Raw genomic sequence first — 19,362 nt, 5'->3', positions numbered from 1 at the left:
GCGATCTCTCGGCACAGGGCCCGGAGCTCAAGCCGCCACGCTGCTTCCCCCGACCGAGGGCGGCGGCCGGGAGTGGATCGTCGATTCAGCCGGCGGAAGGCCGCGGGGCACGCAGATGCGCCCGCTTCTCCAGTTCCTCCTCGTCGACCAGCGTCAGCATCGGCTGGCCCGGCGCGGCAAGCATGAACACGACGTACTTGGCCGGCAGATCCGACGAGGCGTTGCCGAGCTGCGCGTACGGCCGGCCGCTGCTTTGCCCCGCCCCGGCCGGTGAACCTACGTAATTCGATTACGTAGTTCTACTGGAGCCCCCGAAAGGCAGCGTTGAGAAACTCGCCCCAGGAGCTTCCTGATGGAGCCGTGGTGTCACACCGGGGAGCTTGCTGCCCCCTACTGGGCAACCGTCGCCGGCAGTCCAACGCGTAGCGAACGCTGTCCAGTCAATAGAGCCAGCTGAACATTGGAGAATCCCCCGTTGGTTTCCAAGATTCGTGTCCTTCTGGGCATGCTCGTGCTCCTGGCGCTGGCCCTCGGCGCCATCGCCCTGCTCGCGGCCATGAAAGCCGATGCCATCTGGTTCACGATCGTTCCTCTCGGCATCCTCTCTGGCGGCGCGACCTTCGTCCATTCGCTCGGATGGTTCAACAAAAAGGCAGGCGGGTGACTGACCTGGCGGCTCACAGATCGGCATGGATGGTCTCCGAGTGGATGACCACGCGGGTGCCGTCGAGCGCGCAGGGCAGAGTTGAACACGGACCGGGGGCTGCTGATCTCGGCCTACTGGCGGCGGCGTCCGCGAGCGGTCTGCTGCTGTGAGAACAGTCCGGGCAACCACTTGAACGATTTCGCTCCGCACACCCGCCGGAACCGCCCGCCCCCTGTGGTCGTCTTGTGCGCTGACTGTGCACGAAGCAGGGATATATGGGGGACGTTGTGACGCGGAGCGCGAAGAAGACCGGTCTCGTGGTGGTGGCTCTGGCGACGGTGCTCGCGGCCTCGGCCTGCGGCGGGGAAGCCGGCACGGCGGCCGGGAGCAGCGGCGGGACGCTCCCCGCTCACGGGACGGAAAAGTCCGTGGCTCCCTCCGGGGACGGGGCGTCGTCCGCGTCGCCCGGCTCGGAGCCGACGTCTGCCGACGCCGTGGGGACACTGTCCGGGGTCGCGCAGGCCGCGGCGTCACCCCTCACCCGGCACGTGCCGTGGAACCTGGACATTCTGGACCAGCGGTCGCGGCCGCTGAACGGGAAGCTCACCACCACCGCCACCGGCAAGGGCGTTCACGTCTATGTGATCGACACCGGGATGGACGTCGCCCACAAGGAGTTCGGCGGACGAGCCCGCCTCGGCGCCGACTTCGTGGGCCCGAAGGACTCCGGTGACTGCTTCAGCGAGGAGGGGACCGGCCACGGCACGTTCGTCGCGGGCATCATCGGCGGGGCGAAGTACGGGGTGGCGCCCAAGGCGGAGCTCGTACGGGTCCAGGGCATCCTCTGCGAGAGCGGGGGCGGCGGTTCCGCGGCGGCGGCCGAGGCGGCCCTGGTGAAGTCGGTCAAGTGGGTCACCGCGCACGCGCAGAAGCCCGCGGTGGTGAACATGTCGCTCAACCTCGACCACCGGTCGGCGGCGCTGGAGTCCGCCGTGAAGAAGATGGTCGACGCGGGGATCCCGACCGTGGTGTCAGCCGGCAACTACCACGACGACGCCTGCAAGCACTCCCCGGCCGGTGTCCCCGGCACGATCGTCGTGGCCGCCTCCACCTCGAACGACCGCGCGTGGAACGACAGCGGCTCCTACGGATCCGGGTACGGACGGTGCGTGGACCTGTACGCCCCCGGCCAGAAGGTCACGGCCGCCCTCGCCGGCGGCGGTACGTTCACGGAGACCGGCGGCGCCACGTCCTGGGCCGCGCCGCACGCGACCGGAGTGATCGCGCTGTACCTGTCGGCACACCCCCACGCCACGGCCAACGAGGTCCACGTCTGGCTCGACCACACGGCCACCCGTGGTGTCGTGCGCGGCGTCCGTTCCGACACCCCCAACCGGCTGCTCAACACGGGCGGTATCTGACCCGCCCCGGCCACCCCGGCCGCCCGGGCGCCGCGCCTCACCGTCCGCTCCCGACTGCGGGAAATTCCCTGCCGCCCCGAGTTCACGATCAGGGCAGCTCGACTTCCCCACTCGATTGCTTGCTCAACAAGCGTCGGTCATGGGGCCGCCCCGTGGCCTCGGCCCGGTCTACGCGCTCTCATCAGTCAGCGACGCGGTGTGTAGGGCGGAAAAGCGGCTGCATCGGTGAAGTCCAGGTCCGTGTCGGGCCAGCGTCGGCGCAGCAGGTCGGCTGTGCAAAGGGCCCAGCTGGTGAGGTGGGGCAAGGCACGATGGGCCGTGGCGGTGCGAGCTGCGGCCTCCAGCGTCTCGACGAGCTGGGATCTGCTGTCGTCCCCGGGCGCACGGGTGTCCAGCAAGGCGAACCGTTGCAGACGGACGATCGCCCAGGAGATGCAGGCTGCCGCCAGGCCGAAGCCGTACCGCCGGTCATCCTCGGCCTCGGGCACGCCGTCGGCCAAGGCGTGGCGGTAGTGGTCGGCAAGACCGGTGGCGATGGGGTCGCCCACGGTCATCCACGCCGGGCCGGGGACATGCAGGCAGACAGCGTCGACAAGGGCGTGGGTGTAGCCGGCGGACTCGAAGTCGATGAGGCGGGCGTCTGCGGGGCCGGACTCGTGGAGGAGGATGTTGTTGGTCTCCGCGTCACCGTTACTGAGGGCCAGGAACGGGCCGGGGTCGCTCAACTCGGCCAGAGCGCAACTGAGTTCAGCCTCGGCTTGTCCGGTGATGGGTGCGCCGAGAGCTGCGGCGTGTCCATGTGCCGCGCCCCGGTGCCGGACGAGCCGACTCACGTGGTCGGTCGGCGGGTCGATCGGTCCGAGGGAGATCCGTCGCGCGCGGTGGATGGCGGCGTGGCCGGCGGTCGCGGCGTTGAGTCGGCCGCAGGCGCGAGCGAAGACGGCCAACCGGTCGGTGTGGGGTGCGGCGCCGTCACGGCGGAGCAGGTGATCCAGGGCGGTGCGGGGTGCAAGGTCTTCCAGGACCATGAGTCCCTCGCGAAGGTCGGCCGCGAGGACCCGAGGGGCGAGGTCCAGACCGAGGTCGTCGCAGAGGAAGCGGAGTGCGGCCACTTCGGTACGGATTCGCCAGGGTTCGGTGCGGGTGTCGCCCGGATGGCTCCGCACCCATTTGACGACGGCGCTTCGGGGAGTGATCGCTCCGCCGAATGTCACACGCGCAGTGGCCCAGGGTTCCAGGCGCACCCACGAGTCGATCTTGACGGGCGAGGAACAGAGATCCGTCAAGAGCGCTTCGACGGTGGCGCGCTGGGGGGGCGCTCCGGCGGCAGACATCAGCGCAGTTTACGACCGTCGCTCGTCCTCGCGCTGAGTTGTCCGGTCACTGCGTACGCCTGCACCTCTGGCATGCCATGGGGACTTCAAGGTTCAGGCAATATTTTCGTGAACCGTCGTCCGGATGTCACTCGTCGTAGTACTCGCCGTCGTCGCCCTGGACCCTCGCGTTGAGAGCTTTCGCGACCTGGCGCATCTTCGCGACCAGAATGTCGCTCGGGTTCTTGGCGCTGATCTCTCCCGACGCCCAGTGCAAGGCGGTTCCGAGCCGCTCTTCGTCAGGATGTGTGGTCATCACTGCAGACCACTGAGAGGGCCCGCTCCCTTCAGACGGTGCAGGAATCATGGACAGGTCGGCGTCACTCTCAACGACTGCCTTCCATTCATGCGTGGCAATCTCCGGTCCGTCCTCGTCCCACCAGTCTTCACGCCGGGTGATGTGGATGTCGTAGCCCATGGCGCGAGACAGTAGACGACGCCACTGACAAGAGTCCGGGAGTCAGGATCGAAGAGCGCGCTTGCGCAGCAATGGGAGTTCGGCCCGGTTGAACATCTGCCGCTTCAGCGTCTTGAGTCGGTTGACGTGCCTTTCGACGACGCCGGAGCTGCAGTCCAGGGGCACCCCGGCCAGTACCGCATGGAGGTCCTGGCGCAGGAACCCCGCGAAGCCCTTGATCGGCGGTGGCGGAGCACGTCGGTGAACGCGCGAGCGCAGTCGCAGGCTGCGGTGATGTCTGGACACGCGAGTCGCACCTCATCCAGCCCTTCGGCGCCGTGTGACGACAGGTATTCGGCGGCCTGCGTGATCCATCCGGTGGCCGGCGCGGGCTGGGTATCTCGGCGGGGACTGGCGGTGCGGTGCCGGCTCGCACGGTGCGGAGGTAGCGGGTGAGGGTGGAATAGCCTCCTCGGTAGGCCTGTGCACAGAGGTGGCAGGGCATCGAGGGCGGTGTCGCGGTAGTGGCGGACGGTCTTGCGGTCCAGGCCCAGGCGGCGGGCGATCTCGCTCACGGGGTAGCCAGTGACAACCATGCGGTTGATCTCCACGTGCCGGTTCAGGACGCGCTGGACCATCAGCGTCGGCGGCAGGGCATCGAGCACCGGCATCTGAACGGGACAGTCGCGCCCCCGCTCGGCGTGCTTCTTCAGGCAGCCTCGGTGCTGGTGGCAGACCTGCTCGACCGCCGGGACAGGCTCTGGAGCAGGTGCCATCGATCGGCCACTTGCACCGTGTCCGGGCAGGCCTTGGTCGCGGCGCGGCTGTAACTGCTGTCTCGGTCACGGTAGATGACCTCGGCGCCGGGGTGCGCGGTCAGGGTACGACGGGGGCAGGTTGGCCAGTCGCACACCAGGCGGCGCACTGACAGATCAATGACCACTGGACGCCCTGCGAGACCGGTGTCGGCGAGGTGCCGCTCGTAGCGGCTATGGACACGATGCGCGGCCGTGCCGCAGCCGGGGCAATCCACCACGAGGTCGTCCCGAGTGCGCGCGGTGACGTGCACCGTGCCACCCTCGACCGGCCAGCGGCAGGACGGTCCAGGCGCCGCTGGTAGTGGCGTTGCCCCCGCGAGGGTCTCTGCCCACACCCAGGACAGGTGGTCGATTCGGTCGGCATCATGGAGTTGCGGGTGATACGTACCACCCTGGAACTCCTTCTGGAACGCAGCGAACGCTGCCTCACGACCGCGGTACTCGCCGGCCAGCGGGCTCTGGCCCGGGTTATGCCACACCACATCGGGGTGGAACACCTCCGCCGGCGCCTCCATGTCGCCCGCCGTCAAGGCGGCCATGACCCACTGAAGGACGGCAATGTTCGGATGATCCGTCATCACTGCCTCCTCCGGCCTCTGGCTTCTGACCCGGCGAACGCGTCTTCGCGCCGGCTCCGGCTGGACACAGCCGCTCTCGTTCCAGGCGGACCATGCCTTCCTCGCGGGCCGAGTGTGGCGGGGGCTCAGCGCCAGTCGTCGATCACATAGGCGTCGGGGTGGCTGTAGCCGGGTTCATTGGGCCTGTGCATGGTCACGCCCTGCAACCAGGTGCGGAAACCGCGGTCGACCATTCGCCGGTAGGCATCCTGGCGGGCCAGGTTCATTCCGGCGTCCAGTTGCCCCAGGCCGCGCTCGGCGGCGAGCCGCTCGCACCCGGTGAGCAGGCGTTCGAACCGGTCGGCCGCCTCCGGGCCAGGGCGCACGGCACCGAATTTGACGTAGCACACGTCCTCTCCGGCCTCCGATCCGGCTCCGCAGTGGCAGACGGCCAGGCCATCGAGCTCGGAGCCGGCTCCCTGAAGCAGGATGGTGTCACCGAGTCCCTGCGCGTGCGTGGCCACGATCTCGCGTTCCATGCTCAGGCCCTCGAACACGGTCCCGGTCAGTGTGCGGCACAGGCTCAGGGCGTCGAGCCGCTCGGCGTCAGGAAGCTCGCCGTAGAGCACTCGGCCGGGGACTGCGGCACTGTCTGCGACCTGCTTCTTCATGATGGCTGTGAGGAATCGGGGCCAGAACCCGTACCGGCGGTAGAGCTCAAGGTGCTTCGGACTTTGCGCGAAGGTGAACAGACCCAGGTGGCGGTTCTCCCAGGTGTCGAAGCAGTCCATGACCGGCTCCATGAGACGCCTGCCGACGCCCTGGTCCCAAAGGTCCGGACGTACGGTCAGCGGGCCGAAGTACCCGACGCTGCCCCAGTTGGCGGCGAAGTTCGATGCGACGACTTCGCCCTCGACCGTCGCTGCGAAGGCCGCCTGTGGATCGGCCGCCCAGCGAGTACGGACATAGTCGGCGGTCCCGAAGAACGTCTTCGGCTCGGGAGCCCCGAGGAACGTCCCGAAGGCGACCCTGAAGATCTCGTCGGCCCGATCCAAGTCAGCCTCACCCAGCGTGCCGACCGACACAGGGACCGTGCCCCTCTTGCGCTCCCCTGCCGGTGGGGTCATCGCTCTCTCCTTTTCCGGTTTTCCGGCCCTCCGTTTCATCGCACCATGGGCGAGCGCCGCAGGCGAGGCGAAGGGTCCACCGATACCCAGGGACCGAGGACCCGGCCGGTCCGCTGTGCCTCTCCGCCGGGAACCCCGGCAGTCACCAGGCCGAATACCGTCCCGTCGACCAACGGCTACTACAGGTACCGAGGCCCAGGAAAGCCACCCCCTGCCCGGGACGGAGAGCCAGTCGACGGGTGCTGTCCGTTCAGTTTCAACAGCATCGGCAGCTCGACCAAGCGACCATCGGCGTTCTGGGGCGGGATGATCGGACTGGGCGGCGCTCTCGGCCGTCCTCCCTGAACAAGGCGATGAGCCTGGTCGTGGTCTTGGTCGCGCTCGTGCTGCTGTTCGGGGAGGACATCAAGACCGCCGGGAGTCTCTCCCTGGTGGTCAACCTGCCGACCATGCTGGTCGCGTTCGTCCCGCCCGCTACAGTCGCGACGGCAGCCACGCCGTTCTCGATGCGAACCTCCGCATCACCTTGGTCATGGCCGCAGGCTCCATCGCCGACGCGGTGCTTGGCGGACTGCTCCTGGGCGTGTTCCCGGACCTGGTGCTCATCCCCCTCCTGGCCGTGATCCTGCTCGTCTCCGCGGTCACAGCGGCACGTCCGGCAGTGAGCGCCCTGCGGGAGTGCGTCCCGCCCGGACCGTGGTCACGCGTGCGCCGGGGGAATCCTGTAGGAAGGCAGATATGGCACAGGAAAGAGCCCTCGCCACACAGCAGCGGATCCTCGCGGCGGCCGGAGAGCTGTTCGCCCAGCACGGCTACTCCGAGACCTCCCTGGAACAGATCGAGAGCGCCGCCGGCGTGACCCGCGCAGCCCTCCACCACCACTACCGCAGCAAGGCGGCCATCGCCGACGCCGTCCTGAGCCACCAGCACGCCGCGCTCGTCGCGCCGGACGACCCGATCCGTCTGCAAGCCCTGATCACGCTCACCCGCTCCTACGCCACCGCTTTGCAGACCGACCCCGTGCTGCGTGGCGCCGTCCGGCTCGCCACGGAACCCGGCCGCTACATGACCACCGAGCCCTACCAGGGCCCCATCAACGCCGTCGCGGCCCTGCTGAGCGAGGCCGGCACACGCGGTGAACTGCTTCCCGGCGTCGACCCCGCCCGCTCCGCACGCTTCATCGTCGGCGCCTACACCGGCACCCAAATCCTCTCCGAGGCCACCACCGGCCGCGACGACCTCCAGGACCTGATCACCCTCATGTGGCAGCATCTGCTGCCCGGCCTCGCCCACCCCGCGACGATGCCCGCCCTGCGCATCACACCCGACTGACCGAGGCTCCGCCACTGCGGGACCGGCACCCCCTCAGTGGTTGCCCGCTCCGTCCACGGGACGGAAGCCCGCCGGCGCCTTCCCCTGACCGGGCCCTACGCAAGCCCGTCGTCTTCTTCCTACCGGCCTTCGCCGTCGCCTTCCCGGCCTGCCCATTCCTCGCCGACCCGCACCGGGTGCGGCTGTGCCGGCTCATCGCCCGCCAGGCCATGACCACCGCCGACCTGGCCGACCGGCTGTCGATGACCCGCCCGGATGCCTCCCGCCATTGAGGTGCCTGACGAGTGTCGGTACACCACGGCAGCGGCGTCGCCATGAGACGCTCGCTTCACTCCGCACAGGTCCACATCACGGGGCCACGTCGCGGGGGCCGTGACCCCTTCGAGGCGATCCCCGCGACGCGCCGTGCGAATCCTGACGTGGGAGGCCCGGTGGATGTCAGCACGTTCTACGCACTCTTTTCGACCACCTGTTTCGCGCTGGTCGGCCTCTGGTGGAACGTGGTCCAGGGTCACCGGGACTGGCTGCGCGATCCGGCGCTGCGCCGGATCGTCGGCGGTATCTACATCTCGTTCCTGCTCCCCGCGCTCATGGGGCTGTTCGCGCAGGTCGGCGGCACCGAGACCCCGGAGATCTGGCGGTCCAGCTTCGTGGCGCTCGCTGTGATCGGCTGTGTGTCGATACTGCGTCTGACCGGGCGCACCCCGGACGGCTCGTCCGTGTTCATCATCCTGGCGCAGGCGATGGCGGGCCTGTGCTACGCCTTGATCGCGTTTGTGGGCGCCAAGCCGGAGCTGGCCGACATCGTCGGCCTGAAGCCCATCCAGACCGAGGCAGTTCTGCTGATCCTGCTGGTCGTCCTGGGACACGGGCTGGTCTGGAGATTCATGGCCGGCGAAGGCCGGCCCGCTGACGCCGACCAGCTTCCGTGACGGCCAAGGTCATCACAAGGTTGGGCAGTCTTTTCCCAGCCCCTGCGCCGACCACCGGCCCCGCGTCGTCAGGGCAGGATCTCCTTGGGCTCGATCAGCCGTTGCAGGAGGGACTGCGGCCGGTACTTCCGCGTGAATTCGCGCTGTGCCTTGTCCCAGGGCAGATCGCGGTCGACGAGTTCGTAGACGAAGTCCTCGACGCCGCCGGTGTGGGTGGGGCCGGCGATGACCGAGTTGACCGTCACTCCCGTGCCCGCCGCCTGCTTCGCGAAGTCGCGGCCGACGGCGAGGAGCGCGGTCTTGGACAAGCCGTAGTGGATCATCTCGGCCGGCGATGCCGACGACCCGGGGCGCATGGTGGAACTCGTGCCCGGGGAGGTGACCCTCGTACGCGGCGGCACCGACCACTACATCGGCCACGAACCCGGCACCGATCGCCTCGAACCGGAGGAGTTCCGAGCCCGGCACGCCACAGCCAGGGATTCTGACATCCCGGGGGCGACCGTGTTCCTCTGCGGCGCATACCGGTTCTCCGGCGCCATCGGCAACGGGCTGCTCGAAGCCCTGCCGCAGGTCCTGACCCTGCAAGCAGCCGTCGGCGATCCGCTGAGGGACGTGATCGCCCTGCTCTCCCACGAGCTCGCCAACCCCGAACCGGGCCAGTCCACCGTGCTCGACCGACTCCTCGACGTCCTCCTGGTACTCACCATCCGCAGCGACTTCCGCCGCATCCCGAACGCGCCCCGCTGGTACCGCGCCTCCGTCGACCCCCGTCTGAGCGCCGCCCTCCAGGCCATGCACGAGGACGCAGGCCACCCCTGGTCCGTCCCCGAACTCGCCGCGCTCAGCGGCCTGTCCCGGGCCGCCTTCGCACGCACCTTCCACGAGGCGCTCGGCCAGCCCCCCATGCGGTACCTGACAGACTGGCGCATGGCCCTCGCACGCGACCATCTGCGCAGGGGCGAACTCGGCATGGCGGGCATCGCCCGGAGTGTCGGCTACAGCTCGCCCTACGCATTCTCAGCCGCCTTTCGCCGCCATCACGGCGTACCGCCCGGTGCTTGGCGACAACGAGAGTCGATGCGCGACGGGGAACTCAAGCCGGGCGGCCCTCACCTCCACTGACATCCAGAAACCTGAACTGTTCGCCCCGCTCATTGCCCTACCGGCACGACTCCCGCGGCTGGGAAGAGTCCGGCGCCAAGGCCGCCTCACAAGCAGGTCCGCGCCCGCGTCGAGCACGTCTTCGCGCGGATGAAGACCTGGCGCCTCCCCACCTCTCCGGTTCGGAGAATGCTCAGTCGATGCAGAACTCGTTGCCCTCGATGTCCAGCATCGGGATGCACGCATCATTGCCGTCATACAGCGTTTGCACGTGGACCGCACCGAGAGGGACCAGCCGCGCGCATTCGGCCTCAAGCGCGGCGAGACGCTCCTCGCCCACGAGACCGGTGCCGACCCGCACATCAAGATGCACCCGGTTCTTGACGGCCTTCCCCTCGGGAACGCGCTGGAAGTACAGTCGCGGGCCAACACCTGAGGGATCTATGCAGGCGAACCATGAATCCCGCTGCTCAGGCGGCTGCGCACGCTTGAAATCGTCCCACGTGGCAAACCCCTCCGGCGGAGGCGGTACGACGTACCCCAACACCTCGCACCAGAAGCGAGCGAGACGCTCAGGTTCTGCGCAGTCAAAGGTGACTTGGAACTTCTTGATCGCTGACATCGGCGCACCGTAGCAGGCGGACTCCTCCGTACGTCTCCCCCAGTCCTGACCAACGGCAGTTTGCCAAAGATCAGTTGTGGGACAGCCTTTAGGCTGGCGCGGTGACTGATGAGCAGGAGCGGGTGCAGCCGTCGGGAGTGTGGGCCACGGCCGTGGGCGTGGCCAGGGTGCGGGCGCTGGAGACCGAGCGGGTGAACGCGTTGTTCCGCGACCCACTGGCACAGGCCTTCGCCACCGCCGGCGGCCTGTGGCCCTCCTCGCCGCCGCTGTCCGATGACGAGGCCGCGCGCCGCCGTCGGCTGGCCGTGTCGTTCTCCATCGTCATCAGGACGAAGTTCCTCGACGACCTGTTGCAGCAGGCCTCCGCGTCCGGGGTCCGGCAGGTCGTGCTGCTCGGTGCCGGCATGGACAGCCGAGCCTTTCGGATGGACTGGCCCGAGGGCACCCGGCTGTTCGAGGTCGACACCGCCGCGCCACTGGACTTCAAGGCTTCGGTGCTGCGCCAGGAGCGGGCCGTCGCACGCTGCGAGCGGATCACCGTCGCGGTGGATCTGCGGGAGGACTGGCCAGGCGCGCTGGCCGCCGCAGGGCACGACCCGGCCGTGCCGACCGTGTGGATCGCCGAAGGACTGCTGATCTATCTGCCCGAGGACGCGGTGGAACTGCTGCTGGCCCGGATCAGCGCGCAGTCGGCGGCAGGCAGTCGGATGGGGCTGACGTTGGGCTCGCGCGGCGTGATCGAGCGCTTTGGTGCGGACGCCGTGCCGGGATCGGCGGCCTCCATGTGGGTCTCGGAGATGCCCGACGACCCGGTGGGCTGGCTGGCCGGGCACGGCTGGGAGGCCGACAGCCACACCCTGCGCGAGCGCGCCGCCGCCTACGGCCGCCCGATCAGCACCCCGCCGCAGCGCGAGGAGCGGCCCGGCGGACTGATCTCGGCGGTCCGCCGGTAGAGCGCCTCCCGGTTCCCTGGATGATCGATTCCAAGGGGGCCTGATGAGTGGACCAGGTGCCCGGGCGGTAGCCGGCGAAGTCCAGTTCCCTGCCGGTCGGTTGGGTGGGACCGATGACTCGGTCAGAAACGGGAGTGGGCACTGCTTCGCCCCGCCCAGCAGACGATTGCCCAAGTCCCTGTTCGGCTCACGAAGGCGACCGCGCGGCGTCGGGTACGTCCTTGTCCCCCGCGTTGGACCGACCGGAACGGCCACGCGGCGCGAGGCGCATGCCGCACGCTACGATGGCAGCCAGTCCCAGGGCTCCGGCTGCCGTGACCACGAGGTGAGCGGAGAGGAACTCGGCTGCGGCGCCGGCTACGGCAAAGCCGAGGCTCTGGCCGAACATGAGCCCTGCCATGGTGATGGTGAGCGCCCTGCCCCGCAGCTCCTCGGGTGTGGCGTCGAGTACGCGCTGGTCCAGCCCCATCGCGTAGGTGAATCCGAATCCGCATGCCACCAGCAGGAGTGTCGCCGGGACAAGCCCCGGCGCGAGGGCGAAGAAGAGCAGCGGGACGAACATCAGGCCGCCGAGCCGGAGTACCAGCCTGACGAGGGTGCTGGGTCGTAGCAGTGTCCCCGCCAGGATCTCGCCGAACACCGAGCCGGCCGGCGCGGCGCCCAGCAGCGGGCCGGTCGCCGTGGGGCCACCGCCCAACTGGTCGGCGTACGGGGCAGCAAGCGCCTCCGGTGCCACGACGAGCGTCGGCGGGAGCCACGTGAGCAGCAGCAGGGGCCGCAGGCGGGCAACAGCGAAAACCTGTCGGACGCCACTGAGCGAGGAGCGCGCCACCGACGGTCGTTCGTGCGCCCGGCGAGCAGGCAGCCGCCGGGTACCGAACTGGAGAAGGAGCGACGCAGCCCCGAACCCTGCCGACGCCAGCAGCAGCGCCTGTGTGGACGTCAGAGCAGGATCAACAGCAGGAGAAGGAGAACAGGGACGGGAGCTCCCGGAATGGCCATGAGGCTGACGACCACGCAGCTGACACCCTGGCAGGCCACGAGCACGTCACGGGTGGGGTACTGATCGGCGACCGCGGACAAGAGCGTGGCGCCGAGCAGATAGGGGGCGAAGCCGAGCGCGAAGGTCAGGGACGACAGCAGGGGTGACCCGGTCCGTTCGTAGACCAGCATCGAGAGCGTGATCTGGGCAGTCGCATTGCCCAACGTGGCGATGATCTGCGCGCCGGATACACCGCCGACTTCCTGACACCACCGCCATCAGGTCCCATGGCGACCTTCGACGATGAACTGAAGCAGGTGACCGCCACTCCCGTTGCCCAGGTGGAGGAGGAACTCCACCGGTGCCTCCAGGGCCTGAGCGCGGTACCCCTGCGGACCGGGAACTCGCCAACCGCCTGCTCAGCGAGCGCTTACGCGCTCGTGGGCCGGTCGGGGCCGGTCGTCAGACTCCAGGTGCCCTGACAGCGCACCGCGACGGCCGATGGCCGCGAAACAGCTGTTCCACTGCTTGGAACCGGGAATTCAGTCGCTCAATCAATGACGACTTCTCCTCTGCGACTGTCGCGGGTGAGGCGGGCGGTGGTCCTGCTGCCGGAGTAACGGACGACGTCCCAGCCGTCTCCGCTGATCGAAGACACGCCTCCCAGTGGGGAATCCTGTCCACGCGAAATTCAGCGGATCGAACGGTGCCCCCGCAATGGCCGGCAACGGCCGGCGGAGCGAGGTGGGTCACTGGAGGCGGCCTCCGAGATGGAGGGCGATCCGGTCAACGGTTCGGATCATCTGCGCGGTGTCCTCAGGACGGACCCAGAACAGAACGCGGTCGACCCCCGCGGCGGCGTAGGTGTCGACGTCGGCGAGTTCGCCGCCGAAGAGGGTGACGGGGAGCGGTTCGTCGCTGTCGGGCTTGCGGGCGGTCTTCTTGAACTCGGCGATGTGGTCGAGGACTCCGGGGCGGAGCATGGGGATCCATTCGTCGCCGTAGGCCACCACGCGCCGGGCGACGTTGGGGCCGTTGCCCGCGACCAGGATGGGCGGGTGCGGCTTCTGGACGGGCTTCGGCCAGGACGTGATGTGGTCGAAGTCGACGAAGTCGCCGTGGTAGGAGGCGATGTCGTGCGTCCAGATCTGCCGCATGGCCTCGACGCGCTCGCGCATGACGTGCCAGCGGTCGTCCGGGTTGGTGCCGTGGTTGCGCATCTCCTGGTTGATCCAGCCCGGGCCGACGCCGAAGTTCATCCGGCCGCCGGACAAAACATCGACGGAGGCGACCTCCTTGGCGGTCACGATCGGATCCCGCTCGGTGACGAGGAGAACCGCCGTGCCGATCTGGAGTGTTGTGGTGGCCTGTGCGATCGCGCCGAGAGCTACGAAGGCGTCCATGCCGTTCTTGAACTCCGGCGCGAGGTTCAGCACGTCGTACCGCTCGGGTGTGAGGGCCGGGATGTGGGTGTGGTCCGGCATGAACAGCGACTCGAAGCCGCGGTCCTCCAGCAGGACGCCGAAGTCCCCGGGAGGAATGGCGTCCTGGGTGGGGAACATGATGAAGCCGTACTTCACGACGCGCTCTCCTCGGGAGTGACGGTGACGACGATCTTGCCGACCTGTCCGCCGGCCTCGAGGTAGCGGTGGGCGTCGGCGATGTCCTCCAGGGGGAAGGTCCTGTCGATGACGGGGGTCAGTTCTCCCTTGGTGAGGCCGTCTCGGACGAACTCGACGGCGGCGGCACGCCGTTGGTCGTCGGTGGTGATCTCGAAGAGTTCGAAGCCGCGGAGGGTGAGGTGCTTGAAGAGCACCGCGCCCACGTCGAGCGACGCGGGGGTGCGGTCCAGGAGGCCGTAGACGACGATGACGGCCTCATGGGCGGCGGCCGCGACCAGATCCGCCAGGGCCGGGCCGCCGACCGGGTCGAAGATCACGCGGGCGCCCGCGCCTGCGGTCAGCTCGCGCACTTGGGCGACGACGTCCTCCTCGGCGGTGGCGATGACCGCGTCCGCCCCGGCGTCCAAAAGTTGCTGCCGCTTGCCGCTGGTGCGGGTCAGGGCGATGGCGCGGGCGCCGGCCTTGTGGGCGACCTGGATCGCAGCAAGTCCTACGCTGCTGGAGGCGGCGGGGATCAGGACGGTGTCTCCGGGGCGCACTCCCGCGAGGTCGACCAGACCGCCGTAGGCGGTGACGAACTTCATCCACACCGAGGCCGCCTCCTCGAAGGACAGGTGCTCGGGGTGGGCGACGACGGCGTGGGAGGGGACGAGGACCGCTTCGCCGTGCACGGGGTAGTCCGTCATGGTGAAGGACGGCACGACGCTGACGGCATCGCCCACGCGGAAGTCGGTGACACCGGTCCCGACGGCCTCGATCACCCCGGCCGCCTCGTAGCCGAGACCGGAGGGGAAGACCGGGTCGATGCCGTACTCCCCCAGGCGGAACATCGACTCCGCCCGGTTCAGCCCCAACGCCCGGGTACGGATGAGGACTTCGCCCGGCACCGGCTCCGGGTCGGGTATCTCCTCCAGGTGCAGGACATCGGGTCCGCCGGTCTCGTGGAAACGGACGGCTCGGCTCATGGTGGGACTCCTTGGTGGTCTGAGAACGCAAGGGGCTTCGGATCAGCCGATCAGCAGGCCGGCCGCGGTGAAGGTGTCGCCGTGCGTGACGGCGTGCACCCGGCCCGCGCCAAGGCCCTCCAGTTGCCTGGCCACATCGGGGTTGGTCCAGATGCGCAGCGCCGGGTTGGCCCGGGCGGCGGCGCGAAGCCGTTCCTCGTCGAAGTGGTCGAAGTGCTCGTGGGTCACCAGCACGACGTCCGCGCCGTCCAGGGCCTCCGGCTCGCTGAGCGTGCCGGGGTCGATGACCAGCGTCTGGCCGGCCTTCTCCACGCGGACGGCGGCGTGGCCGAACTTGGTCAGGCGCATGCCCCTCTTCCCCGCGGATGATCCGGCGATCGCGTCGGGCCGGTTCACGACGTCGTGTCGTCGTGCGTGACGGTGACGACGATCTTGCCGACCTGACCGTTGGCCGCCATGTAGCGGTGGGCCTCGGCGATGTCCGCGAGGTCGAAGGTGCGGTCCACGACCGGGGTGAAGGAGCCCGAGGCGAGACCGGCGTTGACGAACGCGACCGCGCGGGCCAGGCGCTCGGGGTTCGTAGTGATCTCGAAGAGGGTGTACGTGCTGCTGGTCAGCGCGGGGAAGGACTGGGCGTTGGGCAGCGGGGTGGGGCGCGGGTCGAGGGCACCGTAGACCACCAGGAAACCGCCGGGGGCGATGCCTTGGGCGAGGGTCCCGACGCCCGGGCCGGCGATCGGGTCGAAGGCCAGGCGGACACCTTCACCGCCGGTGATCTCCTTGATACGGGCGGGCAGGTCCTCCTCGTCGGTGACGATGACGTGGGCCGCGCCGGCGTCCAGTAGGCGCTGCTTCTTGTCGGCGCCGCGCGTGGTGGCGATGGGGATCGCGCCGACGTGGCGAGCGATCTGGATGGCGGCGAGGCCGACGCTGCTGGACGCCGCCGTGATCAGGACGTGGTCGCCGGGGCGCACCTGGCCGCTGTCGGCGAGGGGGCCGTAAGCGGTGACGTAGGCCATCCACACGGCCGCCGCCTGGACGGGGTCGATCTCCGCGGGGCGGGGCACAACAGCCGAGGCGGGCAGGATGACGTGGTCGCCGTAGGTGCCGTAGTCGGTCTGCAGGAACGCCGGCACGACTGCGACCGGGTCGCCCTCGGCGAAGCCGTCCACACCCTCGCCGACCGCTTCGACGACGCCTGCGGCCTCGTAGCCGAGCGTGGAGGGGAAGACGGGCTCGTAGAAGTAGTCGCCCTCGCGGTACATGATCTCGGCCCGGTTCAGGCCGATCGCGTCGACGCGGATCCGCACCTCTCCCGCGCCGGGGGCACCCACCTCCACCTCGCGGAGAGTCAGGACCTCGGGGCCGCCGAGCCGGTCGAACTGTACGAGTCTTGCCATGACGTATCCGTCCTAGGGGCGGGAATGGGGGAAATGCACCGAGTCCGCTCGGTGTCGACACCCACCTTGCCCCAAGGTTCGACAGTCGTCAAATTTTGAGCACCATCGAAATAAGCGTCCGTCGACGCACCTCGCCCGCGAGCGCGGCGAGCCGGCATCCTCAGGCCGCGCCCGCCTCGGCCTCCGTGGCGGAGGCGGCCATCACGGCCGAGAGCAAGCCGGGGAACCGCTCTTCCATCTCGTCCGTGCGCAGGGTGTTCATCTTCGACGTCCCCTTGTAGTACTGCCGGATCACGCCGGCCTCGCGCAGCACGTTGAAGTGGTGGGTGAGCGTCGAGAGCGACACCGGAGCGTCGAAGGTGCCGCAACTCATGTCCTCACCGGCCCGGACCAGCTGGGACACCACCATGCGCCGGACCGGATCCACCAGCGCCTCCATGACCTGCTGCAGCGAGACCTCCGACAGGTCGGGGTGCTCCACTGTCCGAGCGGCGGTACGGGGGCGGGCCACGGTGACTCCTCGAGACGGTTCGATGTGGTCAGGCCATAGTACGACCGCCATCGAAACCGAGGCCGCCCTCCAGGAGCCGTCTCGGCGATGTTGGCTGTGCCGTCCATGCCCGGACGGTTCCGCCGGGATGTGCCGACGGCGCGGGAGATGACAGCGTCGAAGGCACGGTCGGGCAGGATGCGGCACAGGTAATGAGGGGGCGGGCTGCGAAGCCGGTGGCGTAGCGGGCTTTGGGGCCGCGGGCGGTGACGGCTTCGCCGATGGCGTCGGCGATGACGCTGGGCGGGGACATGCGGTTGGCGTCGACCTCACTTCCCCACCAAGACGGACCTGGTCGCGGCCGCGCACACTGTGCCAACGCGCACAGCGCCTCCACCCCCCGCGCTGTCCACGACCGACAGGTCGCGGCGGCGGCCGCTTCGTCATCTCAGGGGCGTGGGTCTACGACGATGAGACCCTTGCCCGGGATCTTTCGGCCCTTCTCCAGGCCGGTGATCAGGTCGATGGCGGATCCGAACGGAACGGTCTCACCGATCGACATCCGCAGGTGACCGCCGACGGCCGCCCTGGCCGCCTCGGTGAGGATCTGTGTGGTCGGCTTGCAGAAGAAGATCTTGTGGCGCCGGATCAGGGCGGCGTGGAGGAACTTGGCGGGGGTCGCGTTGATGTCGAGGAAGACGCCGTCCCTCTTCAGCATGCGCATCGCGGTCTTCACCGGGAAAGCTCCGGAGGTGTCGAAGACCACGTCGAACGCGCCGCGCAGGGCGTCGTGTTGCCCCAGGTCGGTGCGCGCGTAGTCGAAGACCGGCTCGACAGCGAGGTCGTGGGCACGCTGCACGGACGCCGTGCCAGTGCTGCCGGCGACGCGTGCCCCGAGCATCCGGGCCACCTGCACGACAGCCTCGCCGACACCGCCCGTGGCGCCGGCGACGAAGACGCGCTGCCCGGAGCGCAACCGGGCCCGTTCGACCAGCCCGTGCCAGGCCATCACCGCGCCGGTCGGCAGCGCCGCGGCCTGCTCGAAGGACAGCGTGGCGGGCTTGACGGCCAGGTAGGACTCCAGCGTGACGACGGCCTCGGCGAACGCTCCGCTCTCCTTCAGGCGCGCGATGCCAAAGACTTCGTCGCCGGGCTTGAATCGGGTGACGTCCGGGCCCACGGCGCTGACGATGCCGGAGAAGTCCGAGCCCATCGCGCGAGGGAAGGAGCGGCCGGTCATCATCTTCAGCTCGCCTTGACGCAGCTTCCAGTCGATCGGGTTCACCGAGGTGGCCCTCACCGTGACGGCTACCTCCCCGTTGGTCGGGACGGGGAACTGGAACTCCTCCAGTCGCATCGTCTCGGGGCCGCCGTAGGTGTCGTACTGAATCCTGCGCATGTATGTCTCCAGGGGGATGCTCCGCCGCTGCGCCGCCCCTGCAGGAGAGCGGTCGGAGGACGGAGCGCGGGTGCTGCTGCGTTTCGCTGCCCAGTCAACGTATGCGGACATACATGACACTTTCCGTCATGTATGTGAAAGGACCTTTCGGAAGGAGAAGTCGCCGCCGGCCGGCACGCCCAGGCCCTTGCCGCTCAGGGCGTGCCGCAGGCATGCCGACCTGCCGGCCGACACCAGCCTGGCCATCGCGCACGGCGACTGGTACACGCCCAGCACCGACCTCGAACAGCTCATCGGACGGCCCGCCACCTCGCTGGCAGACGTCGTGGCCGCCCGGCTCAGGGCCCTGAGCAAGCTCCAAAAGTTTTTTCGGGATACATGACGTCATCTGTCATGTATCCCGCCCCAGGATGAGACACGAACCTGTTTGTCGCACATAAGCGACTGAACATCCCTGGACATCCCGAAAGGATTACCCCCCCCATGACTGCCACCATCGGAACCGCCCAGAAGATCGCTGACGAGTTCGTCCGCTCCTGGCTCGCCAGCGACGTCGAGAAGGCACTGGCCTTCCTCGCCGACGACATCGTCTGCGAGGCCCCCAACGGCCGCTTCGAGGGGCCGGACCGCTACCGCCGGTTCCTGGAGCCGTTCGCGAGCACCATCATCAGCGCCACCGTCATCGACGTCCTGGGCAACGACACCCACGCCGCCACCGTCTACACCACCGACGTGCCCTTCGCGAAGGACTTCCGCGGCATCGACTACATCACCGTCAAGGACGGCAAGATCAACCGCATCACCAGCGTCTTCGACCTCTCCCCGATGATCCAGGCCGGCGGCAACCCCCAGCACTGACCAACCCGGAAGCCGGATCCGCCGCCCTTCAACCGGCGGCGGACCCAGCCCCCAATCGGCCGGGTCCGCCGCGCCGCCCAAGCACACCAGCAAAGACAAATCAGGCAGCTGTTTTCAACCGCCGGACTTGATTTGCAAACTCAGCGGGACTACAGGCAAGTCTCTTTTCGAAAAAGCGTTGCCCCCACCATGCGCAAGAATGCAAGCGCGAGAAGTGCCACACCCACCCGCACCGTTTTTCCAGGCCCCGCAGGCATTGCATGCGGTGCTACTCTCACGTCTTCCCATTCCCACGGATCAGCGGGCCATACTCCCCATCCGACGCTCTCGGGAATGCAATCACTCACCACTCGTGGAGTTCTTC

22 protein-coding genes and 2 pseudogenes are annotated in these 19,362 nt (G+C 68.8%); 9 read left to right on the top strand and 15 right to left on the bottom strand.

Going from position 1 to position 19,362, the window contains the following annotated elements; genetic code table 11:
• Positions 1 to 475: 475 nt before the first annotated feature.
• Both ACIRF9_RS21695 and ACIRF9_RS21690 read left to right on the top strand, forming a co-directional pair.
• Positions 476 to 664, top strand: a complete 189-nt coding sequence (locus ACIRF9_RS21695) for a hypothetical protein (protein WP_403824477.1) — start codon at positions 476 to 478, stop codon at positions 662 to 664.
• Positions 665 to 921: 257 nt separating this feature from the next.
• A complete protein-coding gene (locus ACIRF9_RS21690; RefSeq protein WP_403824475.1) occupies positions 922 to 2,067 on the top strand; it encodes a S8 family peptidase in 1,146 nt (381 codons plus the stop codon).
• A 185-nt stretch (positions 2,068 to 2,252) separates the two neighbouring features.
• On the opposite strand, the gene ACIRF9_RS21685 is transcribed toward ACIRF9_RS21690, so the two are convergent.
• The 5 genes from ACIRF9_RS21685 to ACIRF9_RS21665 form a co-directional block, all read right to left on the bottom strand.
• A complete protein-coding gene (locus ACIRF9_RS21685) occupies positions 2,253 to 3,179 on the bottom strand; it encodes a hypothetical protein (protein WP_403824472.1) in 927 nt (308 codons plus the stop codon).
• A 349-nt stretch (positions 3,180 to 3,528) separates the two neighbouring features.
• Complete coding sequence (locus tag ACIRF9_RS21680; RefSeq protein ID WP_403824469.1) at positions 3,529 to 3,858, bottom strand: hypothetical protein; 330 nt, start codon at positions 3,856 to 3,858, stop codon at positions 3,529 to 3,531.
• 42 nt (positions 3,859 to 3,900) lie between these two features.
• Positions 3,901 to 4,143 carry a hypothetical protein gene (locus ACIRF9_RS21675; RefSeq protein ID WP_403824467.1) on the bottom strand — a complete coding sequence of 81 codons (243 nt, stop codon included), beginning with the start codon at positions 4,141 to 4,143 and terminating at the stop codon, positions 3,901 to 3,903.
• A gap of 403 nt (positions 4,144 to 4,546) precedes the next feature.
• The gene (locus ACIRF9_RS21670; protein ID WP_403824464.1) at positions 4,547 to 5,233 is read right to left on the bottom strand and encodes a nuclear transport factor 2 family protein; all 687 of its coding nucleotides are present in this window, start codon (positions 5,231 to 5,233) and stop codon (positions 4,547 to 4,549) included.
• Positions 5,234 to 5,358: 125 nt separating this feature from the next.
• Positions 5,359 to 6,339 (bottom strand): GNAT family N-acetyltransferase, encoded by a 981-nt coding sequence (locus tag ACIRF9_RS21665; protein WP_403824461.1) that lies wholly within the window; start codon positions 6,337 to 6,339, stop codon positions 5,359 to 5,361.
• Positions 6,340 to 7,077: 738 nt separating this feature from the next.
• Between ACIRF9_RS21665 and ACIRF9_RS21660 the strand changes: the two genes are divergently transcribed.
• From ACIRF9_RS21660 to ACIRF9_RS21650, 3 genes are all read left to right on the top strand, one after another.
• On the top strand, positions 7,078 to 7,671 hold the full coding sequence (locus ACIRF9_RS21660; RefSeq protein WP_403824458.1) for a ScbR family autoregulator-binding transcription factor: 594 nt from the start codon (positions 7,078 to 7,080) through the stop codon (positions 7,669 to 7,671).
• Positions 7,602 to 7,943 carry an ArsR/SmtB family transcription factor gene (locus ACIRF9_RS21655; protein ID WP_403824455.1) on the top strand — a complete coding sequence of 114 codons (342 nt, stop codon included), beginning with the start codon at positions 7,602 to 7,604 and terminating at the stop codon, positions 7,941 to 7,943. The genes ACIRF9_RS21660 and ACIRF9_RS21655 overlap by 70 nt, the downstream gene beginning before the upstream one ends.
• 159 nt (positions 7,944 to 8,102) lie before the next feature.
• Positions 8,103 to 8,603 (top strand): hypothetical protein, encoded by a 501-nt coding sequence (locus tag ACIRF9_RS21650; RefSeq protein WP_403824453.1) that lies wholly within the window; start codon positions 8,103 to 8,105, stop codon positions 8,601 to 8,603.
• A gap of 77 nt (positions 8,604 to 8,680) precedes the next feature.
• Here the strand turns inward: ACIRF9_RS21650 and ACIRF9_RS21645 are convergent.
• Positions 8,681 to 8,935 (bottom strand): annotated as a pseudogene (locus ACIRF9_RS21645) (SDR family oxidoreductase); the annotation flags it as partial.
• A gap of 22 nt (positions 8,936 to 8,957) precedes the next feature.
• Between ACIRF9_RS21645 and ACIRF9_RS21640 the strand changes: the two are divergent.
• The gene (locus tag ACIRF9_RS21640) at positions 8,958 to 9,728 is read left to right on the top strand and encodes a cupin domain-containing protein (protein ID WP_403824450.1); all 771 of its coding nucleotides are present in this window, start codon (positions 8,958 to 8,960) and stop codon (positions 9,726 to 9,728) included.
• Between the two features lie 172 nt (positions 9,729 to 9,900).
• On the opposite strand, the gene ACIRF9_RS21635 is transcribed toward ACIRF9_RS21640, so the two are convergent.
• Positions 9,901 to 10,329 (bottom strand): VOC family protein, encoded by a 429-nt coding sequence (locus ACIRF9_RS21635; RefSeq protein ID WP_403824447.1) that lies wholly within the window; start codon positions 10,327 to 10,329, stop codon positions 9,901 to 9,903.
• A 137-nt stretch (positions 10,330 to 10,466) separates the two neighbouring features.
• Between ACIRF9_RS21635 and ACIRF9_RS21630 the strand changes: the two genes are divergently transcribed.
• On the top strand, positions 10,467 to 11,282 hold the full coding sequence (locus ACIRF9_RS21630) for a class I SAM-dependent methyltransferase (protein ID WP_403824641.1): 816 nt from the start codon (positions 10,467 to 10,469) through the stop codon (positions 11,280 to 11,282).
• A gap of 187 nt (positions 11,283 to 11,469) precedes the next feature.
• On the opposite strand, the gene ACIRF9_RS21625 is transcribed toward ACIRF9_RS21630, so the two are convergent.
• The 8 genes and pseudogenes from ACIRF9_RS21625 to ACIRF9_RS21590 all read right to left on the bottom strand — a co-directional run bounded on the left by ACIRF9_RS21625 (position 11,470) and on the right by ACIRF9_RS21590 (position 18,140).
• Entirely contained in the window at positions 11,470 to 12,018 is a 549-nt protein-coding gene (locus tag ACIRF9_RS21625; protein ID WP_403824444.1) for an MFS transporter, read from the bottom strand.
• Between the two features lie 206 nt (positions 12,019 to 12,224).
• Positions 12,225 to 12,488 (bottom strand): hypothetical protein, encoded by a 264-nt coding sequence (locus ACIRF9_RS21620; protein WP_403824441.1) that lies wholly within the window; start codon positions 12,486 to 12,488, stop codon positions 12,225 to 12,227.
• 525 nt (positions 12,489 to 13,013) lie between these two features.
• A complete protein-coding gene (locus ACIRF9_RS21615; RefSeq protein ID WP_403824439.1) occupies positions 13,014 to 13,844 on the bottom strand; it encodes an LLM class F420-dependent oxidoreductase in 831 nt (276 codons plus the stop codon).
• The gene (locus tag ACIRF9_RS21610) at positions 13,841 to 14,851 is read right to left on the bottom strand and encodes a zinc-dependent alcohol dehydrogenase family protein (protein WP_403824436.1); all 1,011 of its coding nucleotides are present in this window, start codon (positions 14,849 to 14,851) and stop codon (positions 13,841 to 13,843) included. Before ACIRF9_RS21610 ends, ACIRF9_RS21615 begins: the two co-directional genes overlap by 4 nt.
• A 57-nt stretch (positions 14,852 to 14,908) precedes the next feature.
• Positions 14,909 to 15,199, bottom strand: a pseudogene (locus ACIRF9_RS21605) (MBL fold metallo-hydrolase); the annotation flags it as partial.
• A 44-nt stretch (positions 15,200 to 15,243) separates the two neighbouring features.
• Positions 15,244 to 16,251: a zinc-dependent alcohol dehydrogenase family protein gene (locus ACIRF9_RS21600; protein ID WP_403824433.1), complete on the bottom strand. Its 1,008-nt coding sequence runs from the start codon at positions 16,249 to 16,251 to the stop codon at positions 15,244 to 15,246.
• A 160-nt stretch (positions 16,252 to 16,411) separates the two neighbouring features.
• Entirely contained in the window at positions 16,412 to 16,762 is a 351-nt protein-coding gene (locus ACIRF9_RS21595) for an ArsR/SmtB family transcription factor (RefSeq protein ID WP_403824431.1), read from the bottom strand.
• 427 nt (positions 16,763 to 17,189) lie between these two features.
• On the bottom strand, positions 17,190 to 18,140 hold the full coding sequence (locus ACIRF9_RS21590) for an NAD(P)-dependent alcohol dehydrogenase (protein WP_403824428.1): 951 nt from the start codon (positions 18,138 to 18,140) through the stop codon (positions 17,190 to 17,192).
• Positions 18,141 to 18,327: 187 nt separating this feature from the next.
• Between ACIRF9_RS21590 and ACIRF9_RS21585 the strand changes: the two genes are divergently transcribed.
• Complete coding sequence (locus tag ACIRF9_RS21585; RefSeq protein WP_403824425.1) at positions 18,328 to 18,522, top strand: hypothetical protein; 195 nt, start codon at positions 18,328 to 18,330, stop codon at positions 18,520 to 18,522.
• 101 nt (positions 18,523 to 18,623) lie between these two features.
• Positions 18,624 to 18,998: a nuclear transport factor 2 family protein gene (locus ACIRF9_RS21580; protein WP_403824422.1), complete on the top strand. Its 375-nt coding sequence runs from the start codon at positions 18,624 to 18,626 to the stop codon at positions 18,996 to 18,998.
• The last annotated feature ends 364 nt before the right edge of the window (positions 18,999 to 19,362 follow it).

The sequence above is a fragment of the Streptomyces sp. NPDC096132 genome (assembly GCF_044763345.1).
GTDB lineage: Bacteria > Actinomycetota > Actinomycetes > Streptomycetales > Streptomycetaceae > Streptomyces.
This window is presented reverse-complemented; position numbering and strand designations above follow the sequence as displayed.

Bases quoted from the DNA above. Each gene is read 5' to 3' on its own strand.
- ACIRF9_RS21665 (WP_403824461.1), bottom strand. From the start codon at position 6,339: ATGACCCCACCGGCAGGGGAGCGCAAGAGGGGCACGGTCCCTGTGTCG.
- ACIRF9_RS21640 (WP_403824450.1), top strand. From the start codon at position 8,958: ATGGTGGAACTCGTGCCCGGGGAGGTGACCCTCGTACGCGGCGGCACC.
- ACIRF9_RS21660 (WP_403824458.1), top strand. From the start codon at position 7,078: ATGGCACAGGAAAGAGCCCTCGCCACACAGCAGCGGATCCTCGCGGCG.
- ACIRF9_RS21600 (WP_403824433.1), bottom strand. From the start codon at position 16,251: ATGGCAAGACTCGTACAGTTCGACCGGCTCGGCGGCCCCGAGGTCCTG.
- ACIRF9_RS21670 (WP_403824464.1), bottom strand. From the start codon at position 5,233: ATGACGGATCATCCGAACATTGCCGTCCTTCAGTGGGTCATGGCCGCC.
- ACIRF9_RS21690 (WP_403824475.1), top strand. From the start codon at position 922: ATGGGGGACGTTGTGACGCGGAGCGCGAAGAAGACCGGTCTCGTGGTG.
- ACIRF9_RS21680 (WP_403824469.1), bottom strand. From the start codon at position 3,858: ATGGGCTACGACATCCACATCACCCGGCGTGAAGACTGGTGGGACGAG.
- ACIRF9_RS21580 (WP_403824422.1), top strand. From the start codon at position 18,624: ATGACTGCCACCATCGGAACCGCCCAGAAGATCGCTGACGAGTTCGTC.
- ACIRF9_RS21610 (WP_403824436.1), bottom strand. From the start codon at position 14,851: ATGAGCCGAGCCGTCCGTTTCCACGAGACCGGCGGACCCGATGTCCTG.
- ACIRF9_RS21590 (WP_403824428.1), bottom strand. From the start codon at position 18,140: ATGCGCAGGATTCAGTACGACACCTACGGCGGCCCCGAGACGATGCGA.
- ACIRF9_RS21635 (WP_403824447.1), bottom strand. From the start codon at position 10,329: ATGTCAGCGATCAAGAAGTTCCAAGTCACCTTTGACTGCGCAGAACCT.